The following is a 20,465-nucleotide window of genomic DNA, read 5'->3' on the forward strand; positions in this document are numbered from 1 at the left end:
CCTAGCGCAGCGACCGCAGGCCGGTGCGGACCTCGTCCACGAACGCCGCCGGCTGCTCCCAGGCCGGGAAATGTCCGCCCTTGGGGAGCCGGCGGTAGTGGACGAGCCTCGGGTATGCCTGCTCCGCCCAGCTTCGGGGCGGCAGGTAGATCTCGTCGGGGAAGACGCTCACGGCGACCGGGATCCGCACGCCCTTGACGCTGAAGAACGAGAACCTGTTCTCCGCGTACAGGCGCGCCGAGGAGACCCCGGTGTTCGTCAGCCAGTACAGCGTGACGTTGTCGAGCACGTCGTCGCGGGTGAGGCCCTCGGGCACGCCGGCGAAGGACCGCGAGATCAGGGCGAGGGTCCTCGGGTCGAGGTCGAGCATCCACGACGCGAGGAAGGTGGGCGAGTCGGCCAGCCCGGTCAGCGTCTGCGGCCGGGACCCCATCTGCAGCGCGTACGTGACGTGCTTCCACAGGAAGTCGAGCTGCTCGCAGGCGGCCCGTTCCTCGTCGGACAGTCCGGGCGGCAGGTTCGCCAGCGCGTCGGCCGCGCCGACGATGTTCTGCTGGAACAGCCTGTCGAGCTCTGCCGGCACGGCACAGGCCATGTTGGTGTGCATTCCGACCAGCCCCGCCACCTCCTGCGCGGCCATCAGGTCGACGACGATCGCGCCCCAGTCGCCGCCCTGCGCGACGTACCGGTCGTAGCCGAGGCGCTGCATCAGCGCCGCCCAGGCCCGGCCGATGCGGTCGGGGCCCCAGCCGCCGGCGGTCGGCTTGCCCGAGAACCCGTATCCGGGCAGCGACGGGATGACCACGTGAAAGGCGTCGTCGGCGCTGCCGCCGTACGCGGTCGGGTCGGTCAGCGGCTCGATGATCTTCAGTAGAGAGACGACCGAGTAGGGCCACCCGTGCGAGACGATGATCGGCAGGGCGTTCTCATGCCGGGATCGGACGTGGAGGAAGTGGATGTCGAGCCCGTCGATCTCCGTGAGGAAGTTCGGCAGGGAGTTCAGCCGGGCCTCGCACCGGCGCCAGTCGTACTCCTCGGCCCAGTAGCGGGCGAGTTCCTGGATCGTGGCCAGCTGGGTGCCCTGCGACTGGTCGTCGACGGTCTCCCGGTCGGGCCAGCGGGTGTGCATGATCCGGGCTCGCAGGTCCTCGAGGTCGGCGTCGGGAATCGAGACCCGGAACGGCCGGATCGCCGACGCCGCGGTGCCAGCGGACATGGCGGCGTTCCTCGCTGTGCTGGTCGGGATTCGGGAAGGACCTCGCCCTGCAGGCCCCCTGTTCGCCTCATGCTAGGGCGGAATGGGGGTGCGGAGTTGCCGGAACGGCGATCCCGAACACTCGGTCGCAGCGCTCTCCCGACATTAATAACCTAACAAGGATCTTGGCTTTGCGCCATCGGGCACTTGAGGGACTGCGCAGCTCAGTGACCGTGGCTATGGTCAGCCGATGCCTACTCCCCTGATCAACGCAAGCGCGGCGGGCACCTGGACGCTCGGCGACCTGACCGTCAACCGGATCGGATTCGGCGCGATGCGGCTGCCGGGCGGCGCCAACTACGGCTACGGCGCCTCGAGCGACCGCGACCGGGTCATCGGTGTGCTGCGGCGCGCCGTCGAGCTCGGCGTGAACCACATCGACACGGCGGCGTTCTACTTCTCGCCGCTGCGCTCGGCCAACGAGCTGATCAACCGGGCCCTGGCCCCGTACTCCGACGACGTCGTCATCGCCGCGAAGGTCGGGCCCGGCCGTGACCCGTCCGGCGAGTGGCTGCCGCTGGCCCGCCCCGACCAGCTGCGCGGGCAGGTCGAGGAGAACCTGCGCCAGCTCGGCCGCGACCACCTGGACGTGGTTTACCTGCGCCAGCACGGGCTGGACTCGGTCGCCGAGCACTTCGGCGTGCTGGCCGAGCTGCGCGACGCCGGCTTGATCCGGCACCTGGGCCTGTCCAACATCCGGCCGCAGCATCTGCCCCAGGCGCAGGCGATCGCCCCGGTCGTGAGCGTGCAGAACCTGTACGGCGTCGACACCTGGCGGAGGCACGACGAGTTCCTGCGCGTCTGCGGCGAGCAGGGCGTCGCGTTCGTGCCGTTCTACTCGGTCGCCGGTGAGGGCAAGGAGTCCGGCGGGGTCGCCCGCAACGATGCGGTCCTGGCCGTGGCGCAGGCGCACGGCGCGACGGCCGCGCAGGTGCGGATCGCGTGGACGCTCAGCCGCGGGCCGCACATGCTGGCCATCCCCGGCACCGGAAACCCCGATCACCTGGTGGAGAACATCGCCGCCGGGGCGCTCCGGCTGTCGGCAGAGGAGTTGGCAAGCCTGGAGTAGCCGGTCCGGGCACCGTCCGGTTTCCTGCGATCAGTTTCATTCCACGGGGGAAGGAACCGCACCTCTTGACGACCACCACCAGTCAACCCACCACCCCGACACCGAACCGCTCCTGGCTGGTCGACCGGGGGCTGATCCCCGCGCGAGGCCCGCAACGCGTGATCGCGCTGGCGACCTTCGTCAACATGGTCGGCACCGGTGTCTTCATGACCAGCGCAGCGCTCTTCTTCACCCGCTCGGTGGGCCTTCCGCTGGCCAAGGTCGCGCTGGGCATGGGCATCGCCGCCCTGGTCGGCATGCTGGCGGGGATGCCGGTCGGGCATCTCGCCGACCGGCGCGGGCCTCGCGAGATCTACCTGGTCACCCTGATCGTCCGGGCCGTCTCGATGGCGTCGCTCGTGTTCGTCCACACGTTCTGGCTGTTCGTCGTGGTGGTGTGCCTGACCCAGCTCGCCAACTCCGCCGGTGGGGCGGCCCGCGGGCCGCTGGTGCGCGGGTTCGGCGGCACGAACCTGACCGAGTTCCGCTCCTATCTGCGCTCGGTCGCCAACCTGGCCGGGTGCTGCGGGGCACTGGCGGCGGGCACCGCCGTACAGCTGGACACCCGGGCCGCGTACCTGGCCCTGGTGCTGGGCAACGCGCTGAGTTTCGTGGCGTGCGCAGCCGTCATCACGCGGCTGCCGTCCCTGCGGCCGGTGCCGGTGCCCTCCGATTCGGCCGGTCGCTGGATCGTCCTCAAGGACGCGCCCTACCTCGTGGTGACCGCGCTCGACGCGGTCATGTCGGTCCAGGGTCAAGTCCTGGTCTTCGCGCTGCCGCTGTGGATCACGTTGCGGACCGACGCGCCGCGCTGGTTCATCGGGGTGGCGGTGGCCGTCAACACGGCCCTGGTCGCGGCGCTGCAGGTCAGGGCGAGCCGGGGCATCGACACCGGCCCCGCCGCCGGGCGGGCGCTGCGCCGGTCGGGCCTGGCCTTCCTGATCGGCATGGCGCTGATGGCCGCGACGGCCGGGATTCCGGGTTGGATCGCCGCGGTGCTGCTGACCGTCGGCGTCGCCGCGCACACGGTCGGCGAACTCTGGCATGCGGCCGCCTCGCTCGAGTTGCAGTTCCGGCTCGCGCCGGCGCACGCCCAGGGCCAGTACACCGGCGTGTCCGGGTTCGGCACGGGCTTCGCGAACGTGGTCGCGCCCTCCGTGCTCGGCCTGCTCTGCATCACCTGGGGCACGCCCGGCTGGCTGCTGATGGGCGGGGTATTCGTAGCGGTAGGACTGCTCGCACCCCGCATCGTGCGCTGGGCCGAGCACACGCGCCTGCCGGGGGCGTCCGCCGCGTAGCGGCTCGCACACATCGGGCGGTCCGGATTTCCCCCGGACCGCCCGGCAGTGCCTGACCTCGGCCGCGGGCCGCCGCTACGATCCACATCCGACGGACGGGCATATTGGCATCCGTCCACCCATAGACATTGACAGTAAAGCTTCCTAATAATGACGCCATGCCGAACTCCTCTCGAACGCTGCGCCGCTCAGCGCGCTGGGCGATCGCCGTCGCCACCAGCGCGGCGGCCACCCTCGCGGTCGCGGTCGTCTCCATGCCGAGCGGCCAGGCCGCGCCGACCCCGGTCGCCGCCCTCGTCGCCTGCACCGCCCCGGCCTGGGCCGAGGGCAACACCTACACCGCCGGCACCCAGGTCACCTACAACGGACGGCTCTACCGCGCCCTGGTGACGCACACCGCCCACGTCGGCGCCGGCTGGAACCCGGCCGCGACCCCGTCGCTCTGGACCGACCTCGGCGCCTGCGACGGCACCCCGCCGTCCCCGTCGGCCTCGCCGTCCCGACCGCCGTCTCCTTCGGCCTCGCCGTCCCGGCCGCCGTCCCCGTCGGCCTCGCCCTCGAAGCCGCCGTCGCCGTCCCCGTCGGTCTCGCCCCCGCCGTCCCCGTCCACCTCCCCCGGCGGCACCACCTGCGCCGTGAAGTCGCGCCCGAGCGGCAAGGTCCTGCACGGGTACTGGGAGAACTGGGACGGCTCGTCCAACGGCGTGCACCCGCCGTTCGGCTGGACGCCGATCACCGACGCGCGCATCCGCCAGCACGGCTACAACGTCATCAACGCGGCGTTCCCGGTCATCCGCTCCGACGGCACGGTGCTGTGGGAGGACGGCATGGACGCGGGCGTGAAGGTCGCCACCCCGGCTGAGATGTGCGCGGCCAAGGCGGCCGGCCTGACCATCCTGATGTCGATCGGCGGGGCCACCGCCGGCATCGACCTCAGCTCGTCCGCGGTCGCCGACCGGTTCGTCGCGACCGTGGTGCCGCTGCTGAAGAAGTACAACTTCGACGGCATCGACATCGACATCGAGACCGGCCTCACCGGCAGCGGCAACATCAACACGCTGTCGACCTCGCAGGCCAACCTCATCCGCATCATCGACGGCGTGCTCGCGCAGATGCCGTCGAACTTCGGCCTCACCATGGCCCCGGAGACCGCGTACGTCACCGGCGGCAGCGTCGTCTACGGCTCGATCTGGGGCTCCTACCTGCCCATCATCAAGAAGTACGCCGACAACGGCCGCCTGTGGTGGCTGAACATGCAGTACTACAACGGCAGCATGTACGGCTGCTCCGGCGACTCCTACTCGGCCGGCACGGTGCAGGGCTTCGTCGCGCAGACCACCTGCCTCAACACCGGCCTGGTCATCCAGGGCACCACCATCCGGGTGCCGTACGACAAGCAGGTTCCCGGCCTGCCCGCGCAGGTCGGCGCGGGCGGCGGCTACATGACGCCGTCGCTGGTGTCGCAGTCGTGGAACAGCTTCAACGGCCAGCTCAAGGGCCTGATGACCTGGTCCATCAACTGGGACGGGTCGAAGAACTGGACCTTCGGCGACAACGTCAAGGCGCTCCAGGGCCGCTGACCCCCGCACGATCCCGGGCTCCGTCACCGCCTCACCGCAGCGGTGACGGAGCCCGGCGCGTCAGCCCCGGTACGGCCCCACCCGGTACACCCCGGTCATCGCCGGGTCCGCGCGGTAGCCGAACGTCTCGTACAGGCGCATCGAGTCGCCCGCCGCGAACAGGCCGACGAACGACCGCGGACCCGCCTGCGTGGCGATCCACCGCTCCAGGGCCGTGACGATGGCCCGGCCCACGCCGCGCCCCTGGTGCGCGGGCAGCACCGCGATGTCGTGCAGGTAGAAGTAGATCGCGCCGTCGCCGAGGACCCGGCCGACGCCGACGACCTCACCCTCGTGCACCGCGACGACGGCGTGCCGGGTGCGTTCCAGCGACAGCGGCAGAGCGTCGAGGTCGTACGCGTGCTGCCAACCCACCGCGCTGGTGACCGTGATGAATTCGTCGAGCGTCGGCAGCCGGTCGATCACGTCATAGGACACGGGCGGCGACTTTAGCCGACAAATGCGTAAATGATCCCTCGCCACTCCGCCTGCGACGCCGCGGAGCAGCGCCGGTCCCCGGCGCGCGGCATCAGTCCGGCGGGCGCAGGCCGTGCTCGCGGGCCAGGATCGCGGCCTGCACCCGGCTGCGCAGGCCGAGCTTGGTCAGGATCCGGCTGACGTGCGTCTTCACGGTCGCCTCGGCCATGGTCAGCGCGAGGGCGACCTCGCCGTTGGACATGCCCGCACCGAGGCAGCCGAGCACCTCCCGCTCCCGGCCGGTCAGGGTGTCCAGGTCCGGTGCCGCGGCCGGGTCGGTCCACTGCGGCGCGGCGAGGAACCGGTCCAGCAGCCGCCGGGTCGCGGCGGGCGCGATGATCGCGTCGCCGCGGGCGACGGTGCGCACGGCGTCGGCCAGCGCCGCGGCCTCGATGTCCTTGAGCAGGAAACCGGCCGCCCCGGCCCGCAGCCCGCCGAACACGTACTCGTCGAGGTCGAACGTGGTCAGGATGAGCACCTGGGCCAGCCGCTGCGCGACGATCTCGCGGGTCGCGGCGATGCCGTCGAGCACCGGCATCCGCACGTCGAGCAGGGCGACGTCGGGGCGCTCGCGGCGGCACAGCTCGACCGCCTGCGCGCCGTCGGCCGCCTCACCGACGACCTCGATGTCGGGATGCGTAGCCAGGATCAGCACGATGCCCGATCGCACGGCGGGCTGGTCGTCGGCGACCACCACCCGGATCGTCATAGCCCCGCCTCCTCGGTGTGGCGCACGGGCAGTGACGCGCGCAGCCGCCAGCGGCCGTCCTCGGGCCCGGCGGTCAGCGTGCCGCCCAGCAGCGCCGCCCGCTCCCGCATGCCGATCAGACCGTGCCCGCTGCCGGGAGTGGACCCGTCCGGCCGCAGCGCGTTGGCCGTCTCGATCAGCACCCGGTCGGCGTCGACGTCGACCCGCAGCACGGCCGCGCCCGCACCGTGCTTCCACGCGTTGGCGAGGCTCTCCCGCACGATCCGGTGCGCGGCGAAGTCGACGCTGACCGGCAGGGTCCGGTCCAGACCACCGGTGTGCACTTCGACGGCGAGCCCGTCGGACCGCGCCTGCGCGACGAGCTGCGGCAGCGACGCCAGCCCGGGGCGGGTGGCCGGATCGGCGGGTCCGGTGCCGCCGTCCTCGCGCAGCAGGCCGATCATCCGGCGCATCTCGGCCAGCCCGGAGACGCTGCTCTCCCGGATCTGCGTGACGGCCTGGCGCACCAGCTGCGGGCTGGGGTCGGGCGCGGACAGCACCGCCGTGGCGTGGATGGCGATGGCGCTGAGCTGGTTGGCGACCACGTCGTGCAGCTCACGGGCCATCCGGGCGCGCTCGTCGGCGACGGCCTGGCGGCGTTCCCAGGCGGCCAGCCGGGCCGTCTCCTCGGCCCGCTGCCGCTGGATGCGAGCCTGGTCGCGATACTGCCGCACGCTGATGCCGGTCACCGTCGGCAGCACCGCGATCAGTGCCACCACCAGGCCGAGCACGACCCCGCGCCAGCTGCCCGAAGCGACCACGCCGGCCGCCGCCGCCAGCACGGAGGCGGCGACCCAGCCGTAGAGGTTGGCGCGCCACAGCCACGGCCTGCCGTAGACACACGCGTCGTAGACGACCTGCGTGAAGATCAGCGCGGTGCCGAGCGAGCCGCCCAGCAGCGTGTCCGCGGCCAGCGCGACCAGGCCGATCGCCTCGGCCGTGCCGGGAGCCAGGCGGCGCAGCAGGCAGCAGCCCGCCATCACCGTCATCGGCACCAGCAGGACCCAGTGCGGGGCGTCGGACCACAGGCTCGCGCCGAAGAACATGCGCCAGCCGCCGGCCGCGTACAGGACCAGGCCGCCGACGAACGAGACCAGGCTGATCGCCAGGTCGGTGCGCCAAGAGGGCCAGCGTGCGGTCACCTGATGATCACAGCACACGGCGCGGACCGGCACGACCGGCCGGTGACCGAGACCGCCTACATCCTTCGGTGTACGCCGGGTTCGTGCCGCGCGCCGAGGCGGACCGCCCGGCAGCCGGACATGATCGGATCATGTTGCTGGTCGTCATCGCCGCCTGCGAGGTCGGTTTCTGGGTCATCCTCGGTGCCGGGCTCGCCGCCCGCTACCTGCTGCGCTGGCAGCGGGTGTCGACGGTGCTGCTGGTCGGGGTGCCGGTCACCGACCTCGTCCTGCTCGGCGCGACCGCGCTCGACCTGTCCCGCGGCGCGACGGCCACCTGGGCCCACGGGCTCGCCGCGGCGTACCTCGGCTTCTCGGTGGCCTTCGGCCCATCCATGGTCCGCTGGGCCGACGTACGCTTCGCACACCGCTTCGCGGGCGGCCCCGCGCCGGTCCCCCCGCCCCGCTACGGCGCGGCCCGCACCCGCCACGAGTGGCGCGAATGGATCAAGGCCCTGATCGCCTGGGCGATCGCGGTGGCCCTGCTCGGCGCCGCGATCCTGCTCGTCGGCGACGCCGCCCGCACCGCCGAACTGCAAGGCTGGATCGGCCGCCTGAGCGTCGTCCTGGGCATCTGGCTGGTCGGCTGGCCGGTCTACTACACCCTGTTCCCCAAACGCACCCCCACAGTGCAATAAGGAAGGGCACCTTCTTAACGTTTTCCGTAGAGGAAGGGCACCTTCTTAACGCGGGCCGCCGACTGGGCCGCAGGGCCGGGCGAGCGCTTCGGTTTAATGGCGGGCATGACCACGACCGAGCCGGTGCGGCTCAACGGCCGCTACCGTCTGGACGCGCGCATCGGCGCGGGCGGCATGGGCGAGGTCTGGCGCGCCACCGACGAACTGCTGGGCCGGACCGTCGCGGTGAAGACCGTCCTGCCCGCGCTCGCCGACGACGCCGACTTCGCCCGCCGTTTCCTGGCCGAGGCGCGGGCGATGGCCGGGGTGCACCACCGCGGCGTGGTCGCCATCCACGATCTCTACCACGGCCCCGAGGGCGCGTTCCTGGTCATGGAGTTCGTCGACGGCGAGCCCCTGTCGCAGGTGCTGACCCGCTACGGCCGGCTCGCCGCGCCGCCCGCGCTGCACCTGGTCGGCCAGGCCGCTGACGCGCTGCACGCGGTGCACGGCCGCGGCATCGTGCACCGCGACGTCAAGCCCGGCAACATGCTGGTACGCCCCGACGGCACGCTGCTGCTCACCGACTTCGGCATCGCCCGCCGCGACGGCGCGACCGCGCTGACCGCGACCGGCGCGGTCATCGGCACGCTGTCCTATCTGGCCCCCGAACAGGTGCTGGGCCACCCGGCGACACCCCGCAGCGACGTGTACGCCCTCGGCGTCGTCGCCTACGAATGCCTGTCCGGGCGGCGGCCGTTCACCGCCGAGAACCCGTTCGCGGCCGCCATGATGCGCCTCAACCAGGCTCCCCCGCCGCTCGGACCCGACGTGCCCGCCCCCGTGGCCGCCCTGGTGGAACGGGCCCTGGCCGTCGAGCCGGGCGACCGCTGGGCGTCGGCCGCCGCGTTCGGCAGCGCGATCGCCCAGGTCGCCGCGGCCCTGCGCGGCGGACCACCGCCCGCGACGAGCCCGGAGACCGCCGAGCAGACCGTGGTCCAGCGGCGCGCCCTGCTGTCCCCGACCCTCGTGGAATCCGCGCCTGCCGCCACCCTGCTCGCAACGCCGCACCCCGGGTCGACCGCGTTCGCCACGCCACACCCTGGTGCGGCGCACTCCGCTGCCACCGTCCTCACGCCTCGGCCCGGCGCCGCCCAGCCGCTGGCACCCGGCGGTGTGACCGTCCCGCCGGGGTTCCGGCCCCGTGACGGCTACTACGTGCCGGTCGAGCCGATGTGCTGGGGAGGGCTGGTCATCCCCGGCGGTCTGGGACGCACACCGCGCCGCATCGTGCCCGGTGAGGAGCACTACTGGGAGACGTTCGCCGCGGCGGAACTGCCCGAGGAAGCGGTGTACCTGCGGCAGGAGGAGCTGCTCGGGCACCCTGCGGTAGCCGCGGTGTGCACGGCCCGCGTGCTGGCCGCGTGCAGCCGCGACCCGGCCCGGACGGTGGGCTGGGAGCTGGAGCCTTGGCCGGTGCAGCTCGGCCGGGACCGCTGGATCTTCCACTGTCTGGCCTCCCCCGGCACGGGCGAATGGCTGGGCAGCGCGTTCGCCTGAGGCGGCATACTCGTCGACATGGGTTCCCCCGCCCGCCGCATCGCGGTCTTCGCCGGGTTCGCCGCGGCCACCGCGCTCGCCGCGTACGCCCTGCAAGACGTCAATCGCAACGTCTGGTCGTGGTTCAACTACGACCCGCAGGGCTTCGACCAGGAGTTGTGGGCCTGGCAGACCGCGGGCGCGTTCGCGGCCACCTCCGGCACCCTGGCCGCACAGCTCGGCTCGCTCCTTTTCGGACGGTATTGCCGCAGGGCCGGTGCGAGCCTGCCGGTCGCGGCGCACGGCGGGCTGGGCCTGGCCCTGGCGCAGCTGGCGGTGGCCGTACCGATGGCGGTGGACCTCCTGAACGGCAACAGCGTGGCGATCGAGATGGTCCGGCACGGCCACCCGTTCGACCCTGTGCCGTGGCGGCAGCCGGTCGTGGTGACGGCCGTCGCGGTCGCCGTGCTGAGCTGCCTGGCCTGGGCGATCATCGGGTACGGCATCGCCCGGCGCACTGATCGGCCGGCACACACCCTCCTCGGTGTCCTCACCGTGACCCTCTACGTCGCGGTGCAGAGCGACTGCACCGCCGACGGGCCATGGTGGGCTCCGGCCGTGCTCGCGTTCGTGCTGGGTCTGGCCGCGTCCCTGCTGTCGCGCGGCGACGCCGCAGCACCGGCCGCCGTCACGACCTGACACCGTCCGGCGGCACCGCCCCGCCGCCGCCGCTCAGCCTTCGAGCAGCCTGCGCAGCACGGGACGGGCCGCGTCGACCGGATCCGTGCCGGCCGGTTCGGTCAGTGCCCCGGCCAGCCAGAGGCTGGCGAAACCGTGGGCGATCGACCAGCCCGCCCGGGCCGTGTTCGCGCTGCCCGCCGGGGAGGCCGCGACCGCGCGGGCGCCCTGCGCCAGCAATGCCCCGGCCCGCTCCCTCGCGTGCCGTACGGCGTCGTCGTCGGCGCGGTAGAGCTTCGGCTGGAACATCACCCCGAAGTGGACCGGATGCTCGGTGGCGAAGCGGACGTAGGCGAGTCCGGCCTCCAGGAAGTCCGGACCGGCCTGCTTCAGTGTCTCGGCGAGCAGGTCGAAGCCCTCCGCGGCCAGTGCCGTCAGCAGGCCGGCCTTGTCGCCGAAGTGGTGTGCGGGGGCGGCGTGCGAGACTCCGGCGCGGCGGGCCAGCTCGCGCAGGCTCCAGCCGTCGAGCCCGGACTCCCCGATGGCGTCGACGGCCGCATCCAGCACCGTGCGCCGCAGGTCTCCGTGGTGGTATCCGATCGTCCTCACGTCCTTCCGCAGTGACCGACGACTCCATCTTTCCATTGACAAGTTCGTCGCGTCCAGACTACCGTCAGCCTTGAACTTGTCAATGACTAGATCAGGAGAAACGCCATGACATTCGCCGTACTGATCATCGGTCTGCTGATCCTGCGCGCCCTCGGCGCGCTCGGCGTGCGCAGGTTCGCCACCTGGGCGACGAGCGGCGCCCACGCGCTCGCCGCGATGCTGGTGATGACCGCGAGCGCGCACTTCGTCCCGGCCGACGTGACGGTCATGCCCACCCACGCCGACCTCGTGGCCATGGTGCCGCCGTTCGTGCCCGCCCCCGACGCCTGGGTGTACGCCACCGGCGTGCTGGAACTGCTCGGCGCGATCGGCCTCGTCGTCACCCGGACCCGCCGGGCCGCCGGACTGTCCCTGGTGCTGCTGTTCCTGCTGCTCCTGCCCGCCAACGTGTACGCCGCGGTCGCCGACGTGCCGTTCCACGGCGAGCCCGCCTCACCCCTGTGGCAGCGCATCCCCGAGCAGGTGCTCTACGTCGGCGTCGCGCTCGCCGCGGCGCTGTCGTCGCCCGCCCGCCGGCCGACCGCCGACACCCGACCGGCTACCGCCGCGGCGTGACCCCGTCAGCGAGCAGGCTCGGCCTCCGGCCGGGCCTGCTGCGAGCCGGCGGCGCTGAACCCGAGCAGGGCGATGCCGCCGAGCACACCGGTCCACGGCGAAGCGGCCTCCGTCACGGTCAGCGCGAGCACGCCGCCGACGACCGCCAGGACGATCATGGTCCAGCCCAGGCGGGCGAAGACCGGTGCCCGGAACGCCGCCGCGAACGGCAGGAAGTGCGCACCCACCACGAACACCACCCACGGCACCGTCAGCAGCGGCTGGTGCAGGACGTTGTTGACGAGTCCCGCGCCCACCGGGATGCCCAGCGCCATCGCCGTCACGGACGTGCCGTAGACGCGGATCGCCTGCCGCGACGGCGGTTCAGCCTGGCCCTGCGCACCCGACGGCCGGATCACCGCGAACCACACCACGGCGACGAAGGACAGCACTCCGACGACCCGCACCAGCGTGTTCACCGGCGCAGCCAGCTGCCCCGCGTTGATGAGGACAAAGATGAGGCCGCCGATGGAGCCGATCATCGCTCCGATACGTTCTCCGCGCATCGCCCCATCCAACCATGATCACTCAGCGTGAGACGTGCGGGTACGAATCAGGCGAAGGCGAGAACGCCGATGCCGCAACGGGTGTGTCCCCCGCCACTCAGGCCGTCGCGCCCGGGGTTCGCTGCGCTAGTGTCGGCGGCGCGAAGGGGAGTAGCTCGCAACGTGGTGGTCGACATACTGGCCCGCTCCGGCGGTCCCGGCCATCGGACCTGGCTTCGGCCAGGTGAGCGAGACCTTCGACTCAGGCAGTCCATGCCGGGTCGAGGTCGTCGCGCGCGTCTTCCACCCGGTGAACATGTCCCGGGAGGACGCAGTGGAAGGTTTCCTCGCCGCTCTGGCGATCAGTTTCGGTGTGATCTTCGTAGCCGAGCTGGGTGACAAGTCGCAGCTGATGGCGATGACGTTCGCCACCCGCTACCGCACCGGCATCGTGCTGGCCGGCATCACCATCGCCACCGCCGTGGTGCACCTCGTGTCGGTCGGGGTCGGCGTCGGGCTGGGCAGCGCGCTGCCGACCGGCTGGATCGCGCTGGCGGCCGGCCTGGCGTTCCTGGCGTTCGCCGCCTGGACCCTGCGCGGCGACAGCCTCACCGAGGAGGAGAAGACCAAGGCCCAGCGCGGCGGAAAGTCGGCGCTGTGGGCCGTGGGCGGCGCGTTCTTCCTCGCCGAACTCGGCGACAAGACGATGCTGGCGACCATCACCCTCGCCACGCAGCACGGCTGGTTCGGCACCTGGGTCGGCTCGACGGTGGGCATGGTCGCCGCGGACGCGCTGGCCATCCTGGTCGGCCGGTGGCTGGGCCGCAGCCTGCCCGAACGGGCCGTGCGCTACGGCGCGGCCGCGCTGTTCGTCCTTTTCGGCGTATGGCTGCTGGTGGACGCCGTCGGCCAGCTCACCTGACGCCGCCAGGGGGCGGCACGCAAGACCATGTCGCCCCTGCCACCCGCGTCAACGGACCAGTTTCACCATCAGCTCAGTGTCGTTGTGGTGACCTTCGAAGTCGGAGAACTCGCCCGTCGCGAACGTCCAGCCGCCCTCGGCGATGATCGCGCGAAGCTTGTCCAGCGGCAGCCGGACCGCCTCCGCGGGCATCTCCCACTCACCGACGATGACCTCCTCGGCCCGCTGGACCAGCTCGTCGAGCGTGCTGAACTCGTCCGGCTCCTCGTCGTCCACCTGCTGCCACTCACCCACGGCCGCACGGCGCAGCAGTTCTTCCTCCATGGCCTCCACGCCCTCGATGTCTTCGTCCCAGTCATGCTCAAAATACGAGAAGCGGAGCAGGAGGCTTTGTCCGATCATCGGCGGATCGTACAGCGGCCCGGCGACAGTCTCAGCCGCCGTGGATCTCCGCCAGCACCGCCGGATCCTGGCACCCGCCCGCGAAGCCCGCGATGCGGCGGCGGATGTCCCGTCCCAGCAGCCAGACGCCGACCCGGTCGGCGATCGGGCGGATCAGCGCGGGCCGGGTGCGGAAGTGGTAACGCCAGGTCGCGACCGTGTGCCCCGGCTCGTCGGCCGGGGCGAAGCGCCAGCCGCCGGCCATCATCTCGAAGAACCACGGCCCGCGGACCATCTTCATGCCCACGTTGGTGGGCGGGGCGTAGGAGACGTACTCGCTGATCATGGACAGGCCGTGCCGGGACCGGGTGAACGTGCGCACCCCCTTGGCGGGCCGCGCCGCGCCGTCGAGCAGGCGCTGCTCACGTACGAACGGGTCCCAGCGGTAGCGGGTCTCACCGGTGGTCTGCGACACCGCGAACGCGACCGCGGGCGGGACGGGGACGATCGCGACGGCCTCCACGACGGGCATCGGGCCATCCTGCCACGCGGTGTCACACCGGCGATCACGGCGCAGGCTCGCCCGGGTCAGGCGGTCCGCGTCTGGTAGGCGGCTCGGCTGGCCTCGATGTGCGGGACGTGTTCGATGGCCCACCCGGCCAGCGCCAGCGCAGGCGGGATGAGGCTCTTGCCGGTGGCGGTCAGCGCGTACTCCACCCGTGGCGGCACCTCGGCGAACACCGCCCGCGCCACCAGGCCGTCGCGCTCCAGGTTGCGCAGGGTCAACGTCAGCATGCGCTGGGAGATCCCCGGTATCTGCTGGTGCAGCTCGGTGAAGCGCAGCGTGCCCTGGTCGAGGGTCGCCACGATGAGCAGCGTCCACTTGTTACAGATCTGGTCGAGGATCGCCCGGAGGGTCTGGCCGCCGTCTCCCCGGATCATGCACGTGTGCTCGTAGTCGGACATGACAACCCCCTGTGCCTCACGCACACACATGTGCCTTTTGTAAGCGGTTCGACGGTGACGCATCATGTACCGACTTCCGGATGGTAACCAGCCTGCTCACCGCCCTGTCCCGTCACCGAGGGAGCCCCCATGGAACTCGCCTACTGGATCGTCGCGGCGCTGCTCGCGGTGTTCTACCTCTACGCCGGAGGCAAGAAGGTAACCCAGAGCCAGGAGCAGCTCCAGCCCATGATGGGCTGGGTCGACCGCGTCCCGATGCCACTGGTCCGGGCAATCGGCGCGCTGGAGATCCTCGGCGCGGTCGGGCTGATCCTGCCGCCCCTCACCGGGATCGCGACCTGGCTCGCCGTCGCCGCGGCGATCGGCCTCGCACTGATCCAGGTCGGCGGCATCGCGGTCCACCTGTCCCGCGGCGAGGCCCGCCTGATCGGCCTCAACATCGCGCTGCTCGTGGCCGCCGCCGCAGCCGCGTGGCTGGCCACGAGTTGGCTCTGAGAAGCATCCTCTGTTACCAACATCCGTAGGACTCACGAGGTCACGTACCCGCGCCCCAGCGACGTGTCAGGCGGGAGAGTAGACCGACCAGCCGACGCCAGTGCCCGTTGCAATAGGGCCGGTCACGCCGGACTACGGGCAGTACCTGGGTCGCCTCGACCAACGCTGCCTTCGCCGCATAATGATCGCGCATCTGGGCGCACGAAACCGCCACGGGACACGGCCACGAGCGACCGCAGCTGCACATCCCAGGGCCGAGCCTGGCGTGTTCCGACAGGATCTGCTCTGCTGCGGCGATCTGGCGGCGGGCATATGCGACGAACTGGTCGGCTGTCATCATGAACCCCTCCTGAGGCAACATGAGGTCCCGCGACGGCACGCGGTGCGGTGCGTGCAACGTCGCGGGACCTCCGGCAGCGCGAGCCGGGAGAAACCGCTGCCTGATCAGCGTCGCGTCCCCGACCGAGCTTGTGAACCGGTTCGCTGTTGCGGCAACATCGGCAACGACGGATACAGAGGAGGTCGCAGTGACCGCCCAGGACAACGATGCGGTACGCCGAATCTTCGGCCTGGTCCTTCGCCACCTGCGCCGGCAGGCCGGGATGTCACTCCGCGATCTCGGCGAACGCAGCCTCTACGACTACAGCCGCATCTCCCGAGTGGAACGCGGAGAACATCTGATCGACCCCGAACTGGTGCCTTCGTTGGATCACGCGCTCGGAGCCGGCGGATTGCTGGTCTCACTGCGCGCGCTGATGCCGGCGAACGGGACACCCACGCAGATGCCGCAGCTCGGCCTGATCAGTGGGCTTCCCATCACCGACGGCGATAGCGTGACGGTGGAGTTTCGGTTGCCGGACCGAAGGGAGGTGCGGGTGAGCCTGTCACGTCGCGAGTTCCACCGTCTGTTGGCCACCGGCGCGTTCGTCGGTACGCTCCGCCCTGACCTGGCCGAAACCGATCTGACCGAACGCGTCGCCAGGGCGGTCGCAGCACCGCAGCGCACCGACCCACAGGTGCTCGACTACTTCCGTACGCTGCTCGAACAGCACTTCGTCGCCGACAAGATGCTCGGTCCGCGAGCCCTGCTGGGCCAGGTCCACGCGCAGATCGAGATCCTCGACGGACTACGTCGCGGTGGCCGACCCGGCACGGGCGAGCCGACGCTGCGCTTGCTTGCCCGGTATGCGGAGTTCGCGGGCTGGCTGCATCAGGACTGTGGCGACGTCGCGGCGGCGATGTTCTGGTCGGACCGGGCCACCCAATGGGCGCAGGCGATCGGCGACCAACAGTTCGTCGCCTACCTCCTGGTCCGTAGGAGCAACATCGCGATGCTCGACGGTGACGCCGTCGATGTCGTCGAGCTGGCCGCCGCCGCACAGCGGGTTCCCGGCCCGATCAGCCCGAAGTTGCGCGCGCTCGCCGCCCAGCAGGAGGCACGTGGATGGGCCATGCACGGTGATGCCGACAGCTTCCGCATCCGGCTCGACGCCGCCGCCGACCTGCTCCGTGACCACCCCGACGACGTCGACGAGAACTCACCCGTCTACCTGCGCCGTTATGACCTCGCCGCGTTGGAGGAGCAGTCCGCCACCGGTTATCGCGACTGCGGCCACGCCGACACCGCCGTCGCCATCCTCGAACGCCGGATCGCTGACACCCCTGCTCATCTGCGCCGCGACCAGGCCCACCAGTGGGTCAAGTTGGCCAACGCGGTGCTCCGGTCGGCTCGACCCGACCCGGAACGCGCCGCCGCCCTGGGCCTGAGCTGCGTGCCGGCCGCGCGGACGACCGGGTCGGCACGCATCGCCGGCGAACTGCGCACACTCAGCCGGACGCTCGCCCGGCGGTGGCCCGATCTCGCCCAGACTGACGAGCTGCGCGACGCCCTCGCCACCGTGTGACGCCCGTCAACGCCGTATGACAGACGTAGTACGACGATCTCGGGCGGCCGTCGACCGCTGGCCACGGCTCACCCCGCACCTGGCCGTCGTCCACGAATCAGGTGATGACCAGCAGTACCGCCTGGCCGTCGGCTGCTGCGCCCTTATAGAACCGGTGCAGGTCGGTGAGGGATGCTGCCAGGTCGTCGAATTTTGCCAGCTCCGCCCCGGGGCTCGGGTAGATGTCGAGGGCCGCCATCGCCCGCGGATCGAACCGGGCGCGCAGCGCGTCCAGGTCCAGCGCGTCGAGTGCGGCGGCGACCGCACGGACCGCCTCCGGCGTGAACAGCCTGGCCGGGCCGTAGCCGCCGTCCTCGCCGATCTCCTCGCCACCGAGCACGGCTTCGCCGGCTCCCTGGCTGATGTCCCAGGCGGTGCCGGTGAGCAGGTAGTGAACGCCATGCCACGATTTGTCGAGGTCCAGTTCGGGCTCGGGCATCTCGCCGTCGTCGTCTTCGAGGTCGCCGTAGAGCAGCTCGTCCACGACCGCGGCGTCGTCGAGAACCGCCTGCAGCTCATCGGCCGACAACCGGCGTCCGATCAGCACCATGCTCACGCTTGTTCTCCTCCCTCGCCCGATCGGTCACCACGACGAAGACCCGTCGATCGCGGCACCGGGCACCTTATCGTGGCCGCCGGACACCCGGGGCCGTCAGCCGTGACGGCACCGTCCGCGTCCGAACCTGATCGGGCTCGACATCGCTTTGCTCCTGGCCGTCGCCGTAACCCTCTGGCCGGGGCCGGCCGGCTCTGACCGTGTTGTCCCAGCGCGCTGTCATACTCCTGCACCGTGAGCATCGAGGAGTTCTGGCAGGTGGTCGACAAGGCCCGGGAATCCGCGGCCGACCCGTCGGACGCCGTGGACGTCGCCGAACGGACGCTGGCGCTGCTGACCGCCCTGCCCGCGGAGAAGGTCGCGCTCCTGGCACAACCGCTGTGGGACCTCCGGGCACGGTCCTACCGGTGGAACCTGTGGCATGCGGCGTATCTGATCAACGGCGGTTGCTCGGACGACGGCTTCGAGTACTTCCGCGGTTGGCTGCTCACCCAGGGGCGCGCGGTGTTCGAGCGCGCGGTGGCCGATCCCGATACTCTCGCCGACCTGCCGGCGGTCCAGCGTGTCGCCGCCGGCGACGAGGCCGACCTCGAATGCGAGTCCATGTACGGCGTGGTGTGGGACGCGTACGAGGCCGTGACCGGCGACCATGAGGCGCTTGCGGTCACCGGCCGTTACCCGCAGCTCGGCCCGGGCTGGGACTTCGAGGACGCCGACGAGGACCGCCGACGCCTGCCGAAACTTGCCGCACTCTTCGACGACTGAGAGCGGTGCTCAACGCGTTGCCTTCGTTTGCCGTACCGGGGAGTCGACACCGCCTGGCGGGCCGACTCCCCCACTGTCACAGCCGCGCCTGCCGGCGCACCAGCACAGCACCGGCGGCGATCAGGGCGGCCGTGACGACGGCCGGAGCCATGATCCAGAACACGCTGTAGTCGTTGCCCTGGTTGCCGGGCAGGTAGCGGTGGCCCAGGCCCTGCAGGAACAACGGCAGCGGCAGCACGGCCACCGCCAGGCCCGCCCGCGCATCCACGAACGACCATGCCAGCGCGCCCAGGCAGACGGCCGTCAGCGCAAACGGCTGCCAGCCGAGCGAGGCGTCGAAGTCCGTCGGCAGGAGGAACACCGACAGCGGCACGGCCAGCAGCCACCACAGGGGTGTGCCGGGCACGGCAGGCCGCCGGCGCAGCAACGGCAGCATCAGCAGGACCGCCAGCGGCAGCGGCCAGAACTTGTAGTCCACCAACCGGCCCTCTAGGAGATGCCAGCTGAGCTGCGCCCAACCTTCGGTCAGCGGCGGGGGTTCCGGGGAGTCCCATTTGATGTACCAATATAGATGTGGGCCGATTTGTGCCCACTGTTCGCAGACGAAGCCCACCCCAGCGATCACGGTGGCCCACCCGTAGCGGCCCCGTGAGGCCAGAAACAGGGCTGGCACCACGGCCACGGTCGCGCCGACGAACCCGAGCTCCGATTCCAGCCGCAGCCCGTCGCCCAGTAGGTCGGAGAAGACGACCCGGCCGGCCCGGGCCGCGGACAGCGCGGCGCCGTAGGCGAGCAGCAGCAGCGCGGCCATCCGCGCCGCCGACAGCCAGGCCTGTCCGACGGACAGGCCTGCGGCGGTGCCGACCCGCGCCCGCAGCGCGCCGAGCATCAACGCGCCGATCTCGCGCAGCGGCGGCCGCCCCTGCCCGGCCTCCGCGGCGTCCATGAGCGTGCCCAGCATCTCCGCGCCGCGGTGGTGCCGGTAGGCCTTCGGGTACAGCCGTAGCAGCCGCTCGTAGCGGCGTTCGATCTCGATGCTCACGCCGGCACCGCCCCGGGGCGTACGGGCCGCGCCGTGCTCGTGCCGCGTTCGGTGACGATCCGGGCCGCGTCGGCCAGCCGGGCCGCCTCCTCGCGCAGGGCGACCAGGCCGGCGTCGGTGAGGGTGTAGTAGCGGCGGGCCCTGCCGTTGACGATCTGCTCGTCGGAGACCCGCACCAGCTGCTCGCCGGCCAGGCGGTCGAGGGCCGAGTACAGCGTGCCGGTGGCGAGTTTGACCTGGCCGCGTGACAGTTCGTCGGCTCGTTTGATGATGGCCCAGCCGTGCAGGGGTTCGTCCTGAAGCGACGCCAGGATGAAGTAGGTCGGTTCCCGCATCCTCATCGGAGTGATACTCATGAGGATAAGATATGGCGATGATCTACCTATGTAAAGATCTGGCCTTCCGCTTCTGCCGGCGTCGCTCCGACGGGGTCAGGCGGGGAGGTGGGTCCCTGAGGACAGGTTGAGCGTGGCCGCGAACGTCAGGTACAGCAGCCACAGGCCGACCAGGATGTGCAGCAGGCCCAGCACCTTCTGGCCGGGGTTGAGCGCCCCGTGCCCGTCGTGCGCGGGCCTGCCGCCGATGTTGAAGCTGGCGAAGAACTCCGCGACGTACACCAGGGTCAGGCCGGTGAAGAGCAGCCCGAGGGGCCAGTCCCCCGCCCTGAAGAAGACGAGCATGCCGAGGATGCCCAGCAGGACGAAGGGGATCGACATGTATCCATTGGGTCTGGCGTCGGAGCCCTGCAGCCTGATCCAGCCCATGGCGAACCAGTGGATGCCGTAGGCGCTGAACGCCAGGGCCGCCATGTACAGCGTCTTGTTGGTGGTGAAGACCTCGAACCAGGTCAACCCGACGAAGAGGTAGATGCCGACCAGGAACTGGCAGAAACCGGGCATCCAGATGCCCCATACCCCGTTGCTGCGGTCGACGTTGCGGTCCCGGGCCGGGTAGCCGAACAGCTCCTGCGGGCCGTAGATCAGGTAGCCGGTGGCGAGTCCGAAGAAGCCCAGCGCCACCGGCACGAACATTGAGGCCGGAAGAATTTCCATGGCAGCGTTCCCCTCGTGCGCTTCGCCGCCGCCTCCGGGCTGCACAGCCCGGCCCGGGGTGAATACTGCCAGCGG

Annotated in this window: 24 protein-coding genes; 11 read left to right on the forward strand and 13 right to left on the reverse strand. The window is 71.2% G+C overall.

Annotated elements, in window-relative coordinates; genetic code table 11:
• Position 1: 1 nt before the first annotated feature.
• Entirely contained in the window at positions 2–1,216 is a 1,215-nt protein-coding gene (locus F9C41_RS37535; RefSeq protein ID WP_155391603.1) for an epoxide hydrolase family protein, read from the reverse strand.
• A 229-nt stretch (positions 1,217–1,445) separates the two neighbouring features.
• Here F9C41_RS37535 and F9C41_RS37540 point away from each other — a divergent pair, with 229 nt between their 5' ends.
• From F9C41_RS37540 to F9C41_RS37550, 3 genes are all read left to right on the forward strand, one after another.
• The gene (locus F9C41_RS37540) at positions 1,446–2,324 is read left to right on the forward strand and encodes an aldo/keto reductase (RefSeq protein ID WP_196280119.1); all 879 of its coding nucleotides are present in this window, start codon (positions 1,446–1,448) and stop codon (positions 2,322–2,324) included.
• 65 nt (positions 2,325–2,389) lie between these two features.
• A complete protein-coding gene (locus F9C41_RS37545; protein ID WP_230690303.1) occupies positions 2,390–3,661 on the forward strand; it encodes an MFS transporter in 1,272 nt (423 codons plus the stop codon).
• Between the two features lie 254 nt (positions 3,662–3,915).
• Positions 3,916–5,241: a carbohydrate-binding protein gene (locus F9C41_RS37550; protein WP_196280128.1), complete on the forward strand. Its 1,326-nt coding sequence runs from the start codon at positions 3,916–3,918 to the stop codon at positions 5,239–5,241.
• Between the two features lie 60 nt (positions 5,242–5,301).
• Here F9C41_RS37550 and F9C41_RS37555 read toward each other — a convergent pair whose 3' ends face one another.
• The 3 genes from F9C41_RS37555 to F9C41_RS37565 all read right to left on the reverse strand — a co-directional run bounded on the left by F9C41_RS37555 (position 5,302) and on the right by F9C41_RS37565 (position 7,647).
• A complete protein-coding gene (locus F9C41_RS37555) occupies positions 5,302–5,718 on the reverse strand; it encodes a GNAT family N-acetyltransferase (RefSeq protein ID WP_196280120.1) in 417 nt (138 codons plus the stop codon).
• 91 nt (positions 5,719–5,809) lie between these two features.
• A complete protein-coding gene (locus F9C41_RS37560; RefSeq protein ID WP_155391606.1) occupies positions 5,810–6,466 on the reverse strand; it encodes a response regulator in 657 nt (218 codons plus the stop codon).
• Positions 6,463–7,647 (reverse strand): sensor histidine kinase, encoded by a 1,185-nt coding sequence (locus F9C41_RS37565; RefSeq protein WP_230690304.1) that lies wholly within the window; start codon positions 7,645–7,647, stop codon positions 6,463–6,465. The genes F9C41_RS37560 and F9C41_RS37565 overlap by 4 nt, the downstream gene beginning before the upstream one ends.
• Before the next feature lie 131 nt (positions 7,648–7,778).
• Here F9C41_RS37565 and F9C41_RS37570 point away from each other — a divergent pair, with 131 nt between their 5' ends.
• The 3 genes from F9C41_RS37570 to F9C41_RS37580 all read left to right on the forward strand — a co-directional run bounded on the left by F9C41_RS37570 (position 7,779) and on the right by F9C41_RS37580 (position 10,541).
• Positions 7,779–8,324 carry a hypothetical protein gene (locus F9C41_RS37570; protein WP_155391607.1) on the forward strand — a complete coding sequence of 182 codons (546 nt, stop codon included), beginning with the start codon at positions 7,779–7,781 and terminating at the stop codon, positions 8,322–8,324.
• 105 nt (positions 8,325–8,429) lie between these two features.
• Positions 8,430–9,863: a serine/threonine-protein kinase gene (locus F9C41_RS41690; protein ID WP_230690305.1), complete on the forward strand. Its 1,434-nt coding sequence runs from the start codon at positions 8,430–8,432 to the stop codon at positions 9,861–9,863.
• 18 nt (positions 9,864–9,881) lie between these two features.
• The gene (locus F9C41_RS37580) at positions 9,882–10,541 is read left to right on the forward strand and encodes a hypothetical protein (RefSeq protein ID WP_155391608.1); all 660 of its coding nucleotides are present in this window, start codon (positions 9,882–9,884) and stop codon (positions 10,539–10,541) included.
• 33 nt (positions 10,542–10,574) lie between these two features.
• On the opposite strand, the gene F9C41_RS37585 is transcribed toward F9C41_RS37580, so the two are convergent.
• Positions 10,575–11,129 (reverse strand): TetR/AcrR family transcriptional regulator, encoded by a 555-nt coding sequence (locus F9C41_RS37585; RefSeq protein ID WP_230690306.1) that lies wholly within the window; start codon positions 11,127–11,129, stop codon positions 10,575–10,577.
• A 105-nt stretch (positions 11,130–11,234) separates the two neighbouring features.
• Between F9C41_RS37585 and F9C41_RS37590 the strand changes: the two genes are divergently transcribed.
• Positions 11,235–11,744 (forward strand): DoxX family protein, encoded by a 510-nt coding sequence (locus F9C41_RS37590; protein WP_155391610.1) that lies wholly within the window; start codon positions 11,235–11,237, stop codon positions 11,742–11,744.
• 5 nt (positions 11,745–11,749) lie between these two features.
• On the opposite strand, the gene F9C41_RS37595 is transcribed toward F9C41_RS37590, so the two are convergent.
• The gene (locus F9C41_RS37595; RefSeq protein ID WP_155391611.1) at positions 11,750–12,289 is read right to left on the reverse strand and encodes a V-type ATP synthase subunit I domain-containing protein; all 540 of its coding nucleotides are present in this window, start codon (positions 12,287–12,289) and stop codon (positions 11,750–11,752) included.
• A 313-nt stretch (positions 12,290–12,602) separates the two neighbouring features.
• Between F9C41_RS37595 and F9C41_RS37600 the strand changes: the two genes are divergently transcribed.
• Complete coding sequence (locus F9C41_RS37600; RefSeq protein WP_155375119.1) at positions 12,603–13,190, forward strand: TMEM165/GDT1 family protein; 588 nt, start codon at positions 12,603–12,605, stop codon at positions 13,188–13,190.
• Between the two features lie 48 nt (positions 13,191–13,238).
• Here F9C41_RS37600 and F9C41_RS37605 read toward each other — a convergent pair whose 3' ends face one another.
• From F9C41_RS37605 to F9C41_RS37615, 3 genes are read right to left on the reverse strand one after another with little or no spacing between them, the layout of a single operon-like run.
• A complete protein-coding gene (locus F9C41_RS37605; protein ID WP_155391612.1) occupies positions 13,239–13,592 on the reverse strand; it encodes a hypothetical protein in 354 nt (117 codons plus the stop codon).
• 31 nt (positions 13,593–13,623) lie between these two features.
• Positions 13,624–14,103, reverse strand: a complete 480-nt coding sequence (locus F9C41_RS37610; RefSeq protein WP_155391613.1) for an SRPBCC family protein — start codon at positions 14,101–14,103, stop codon at positions 13,624–13,626.
• A gap of 56 nt (positions 14,104–14,159) precedes the next feature.
• Complete coding sequence (locus F9C41_RS37615) at positions 14,160–14,537, reverse strand: winged helix-turn-helix transcriptional regulator (protein WP_155391614.1); 378 nt, start codon at positions 14,535–14,537, stop codon at positions 14,160–14,162.
• A gap of 129 nt (positions 14,538–14,666) precedes the next feature.
• On the opposite strand from F9C41_RS37615, the gene F9C41_RS37620 reads away from it, so the two are divergent.
• Both F9C41_RS37620 and F9C41_RS37625 read left to right on the forward strand, forming a co-directional pair.
• On the forward strand, positions 14,667–15,032 hold the full coding sequence (locus F9C41_RS37620; protein WP_155391615.1) for a DoxX family protein: 366 nt from the start codon (positions 14,667–14,669) through the stop codon (positions 15,030–15,032).
• 527 nt (positions 15,033–15,559) lie between these two features.
• On the forward strand, positions 15,560–16,936 hold the full coding sequence (locus F9C41_RS37625) for a helix-turn-helix domain-containing protein (protein ID WP_196280121.1): 1,377 nt from the start codon (positions 15,560–15,562) through the stop codon (positions 16,934–16,936).
• Positions 16,937–17,033: 97 nt separating this feature from the next.
• Here the strand turns inward: F9C41_RS37625 and F9C41_RS37630 are convergent, their stop codons facing one another.
• On the reverse strand, positions 17,034–17,525 hold the full coding sequence (locus F9C41_RS37630) for a DUF1877 family protein (RefSeq protein WP_155391668.1): 492 nt from the start codon (positions 17,523–17,525) through the stop codon (positions 17,034–17,036).
• A gap of 240 nt (positions 17,526–17,765) precedes the next feature.
• On the opposite strand from F9C41_RS37630, the gene F9C41_RS37635 reads away from it, so the two are divergent.
• Positions 17,766–18,296 (forward strand): DUF4240 domain-containing protein, encoded by a 531-nt coding sequence (locus F9C41_RS37635; RefSeq protein WP_155391617.1) that lies wholly within the window; start codon positions 17,766–17,768, stop codon positions 18,294–18,296.
• A 76-nt stretch (positions 18,297–18,372) separates the two neighbouring features.
• Here the strand turns inward: F9C41_RS37635 and F9C41_RS37640 are convergent, their stop codons facing one another.
• From F9C41_RS37640 to F9C41_RS37650, 3 genes are all read right to left on the reverse strand, one after another.
• On the reverse strand, positions 18,373–19,338 hold the full coding sequence (locus tag F9C41_RS37640) for a hypothetical protein (RefSeq protein ID WP_155391618.1): 966 nt from the start codon (positions 19,336–19,338) through the stop codon (positions 18,373–18,375).
• Positions 19,335–19,694: a PadR family transcriptional regulator gene (locus tag F9C41_RS37645; RefSeq protein ID WP_230690307.1), complete on the reverse strand. Its 360-nt coding sequence runs from the start codon at positions 19,692–19,694 to the stop codon at positions 19,335–19,337. Before F9C41_RS37645 ends, F9C41_RS37640 begins: the two co-directional genes overlap by 4 nt.
• Before the next feature lie 75 nt (positions 19,695–19,769).
• The gene (locus F9C41_RS37650; RefSeq protein WP_230690308.1) at positions 19,770–20,390 is read right to left on the reverse strand and encodes a hypothetical protein; all 621 of its coding nucleotides are present in this window, start codon (positions 20,388–20,390) and stop codon (positions 19,770–19,772) included.
• Between the last annotated feature and the right edge of the window lie 75 nt (positions 20,391–20,465).

Source organism: Catellatospora paridis, assembly GCF_009720365.1.
Classification (GTDB): Bacteria; Actinomycetota; Actinomycetes; order Mycobacteriales; family Micromonosporaceae; genus Catellatospora; species Catellatospora paridis.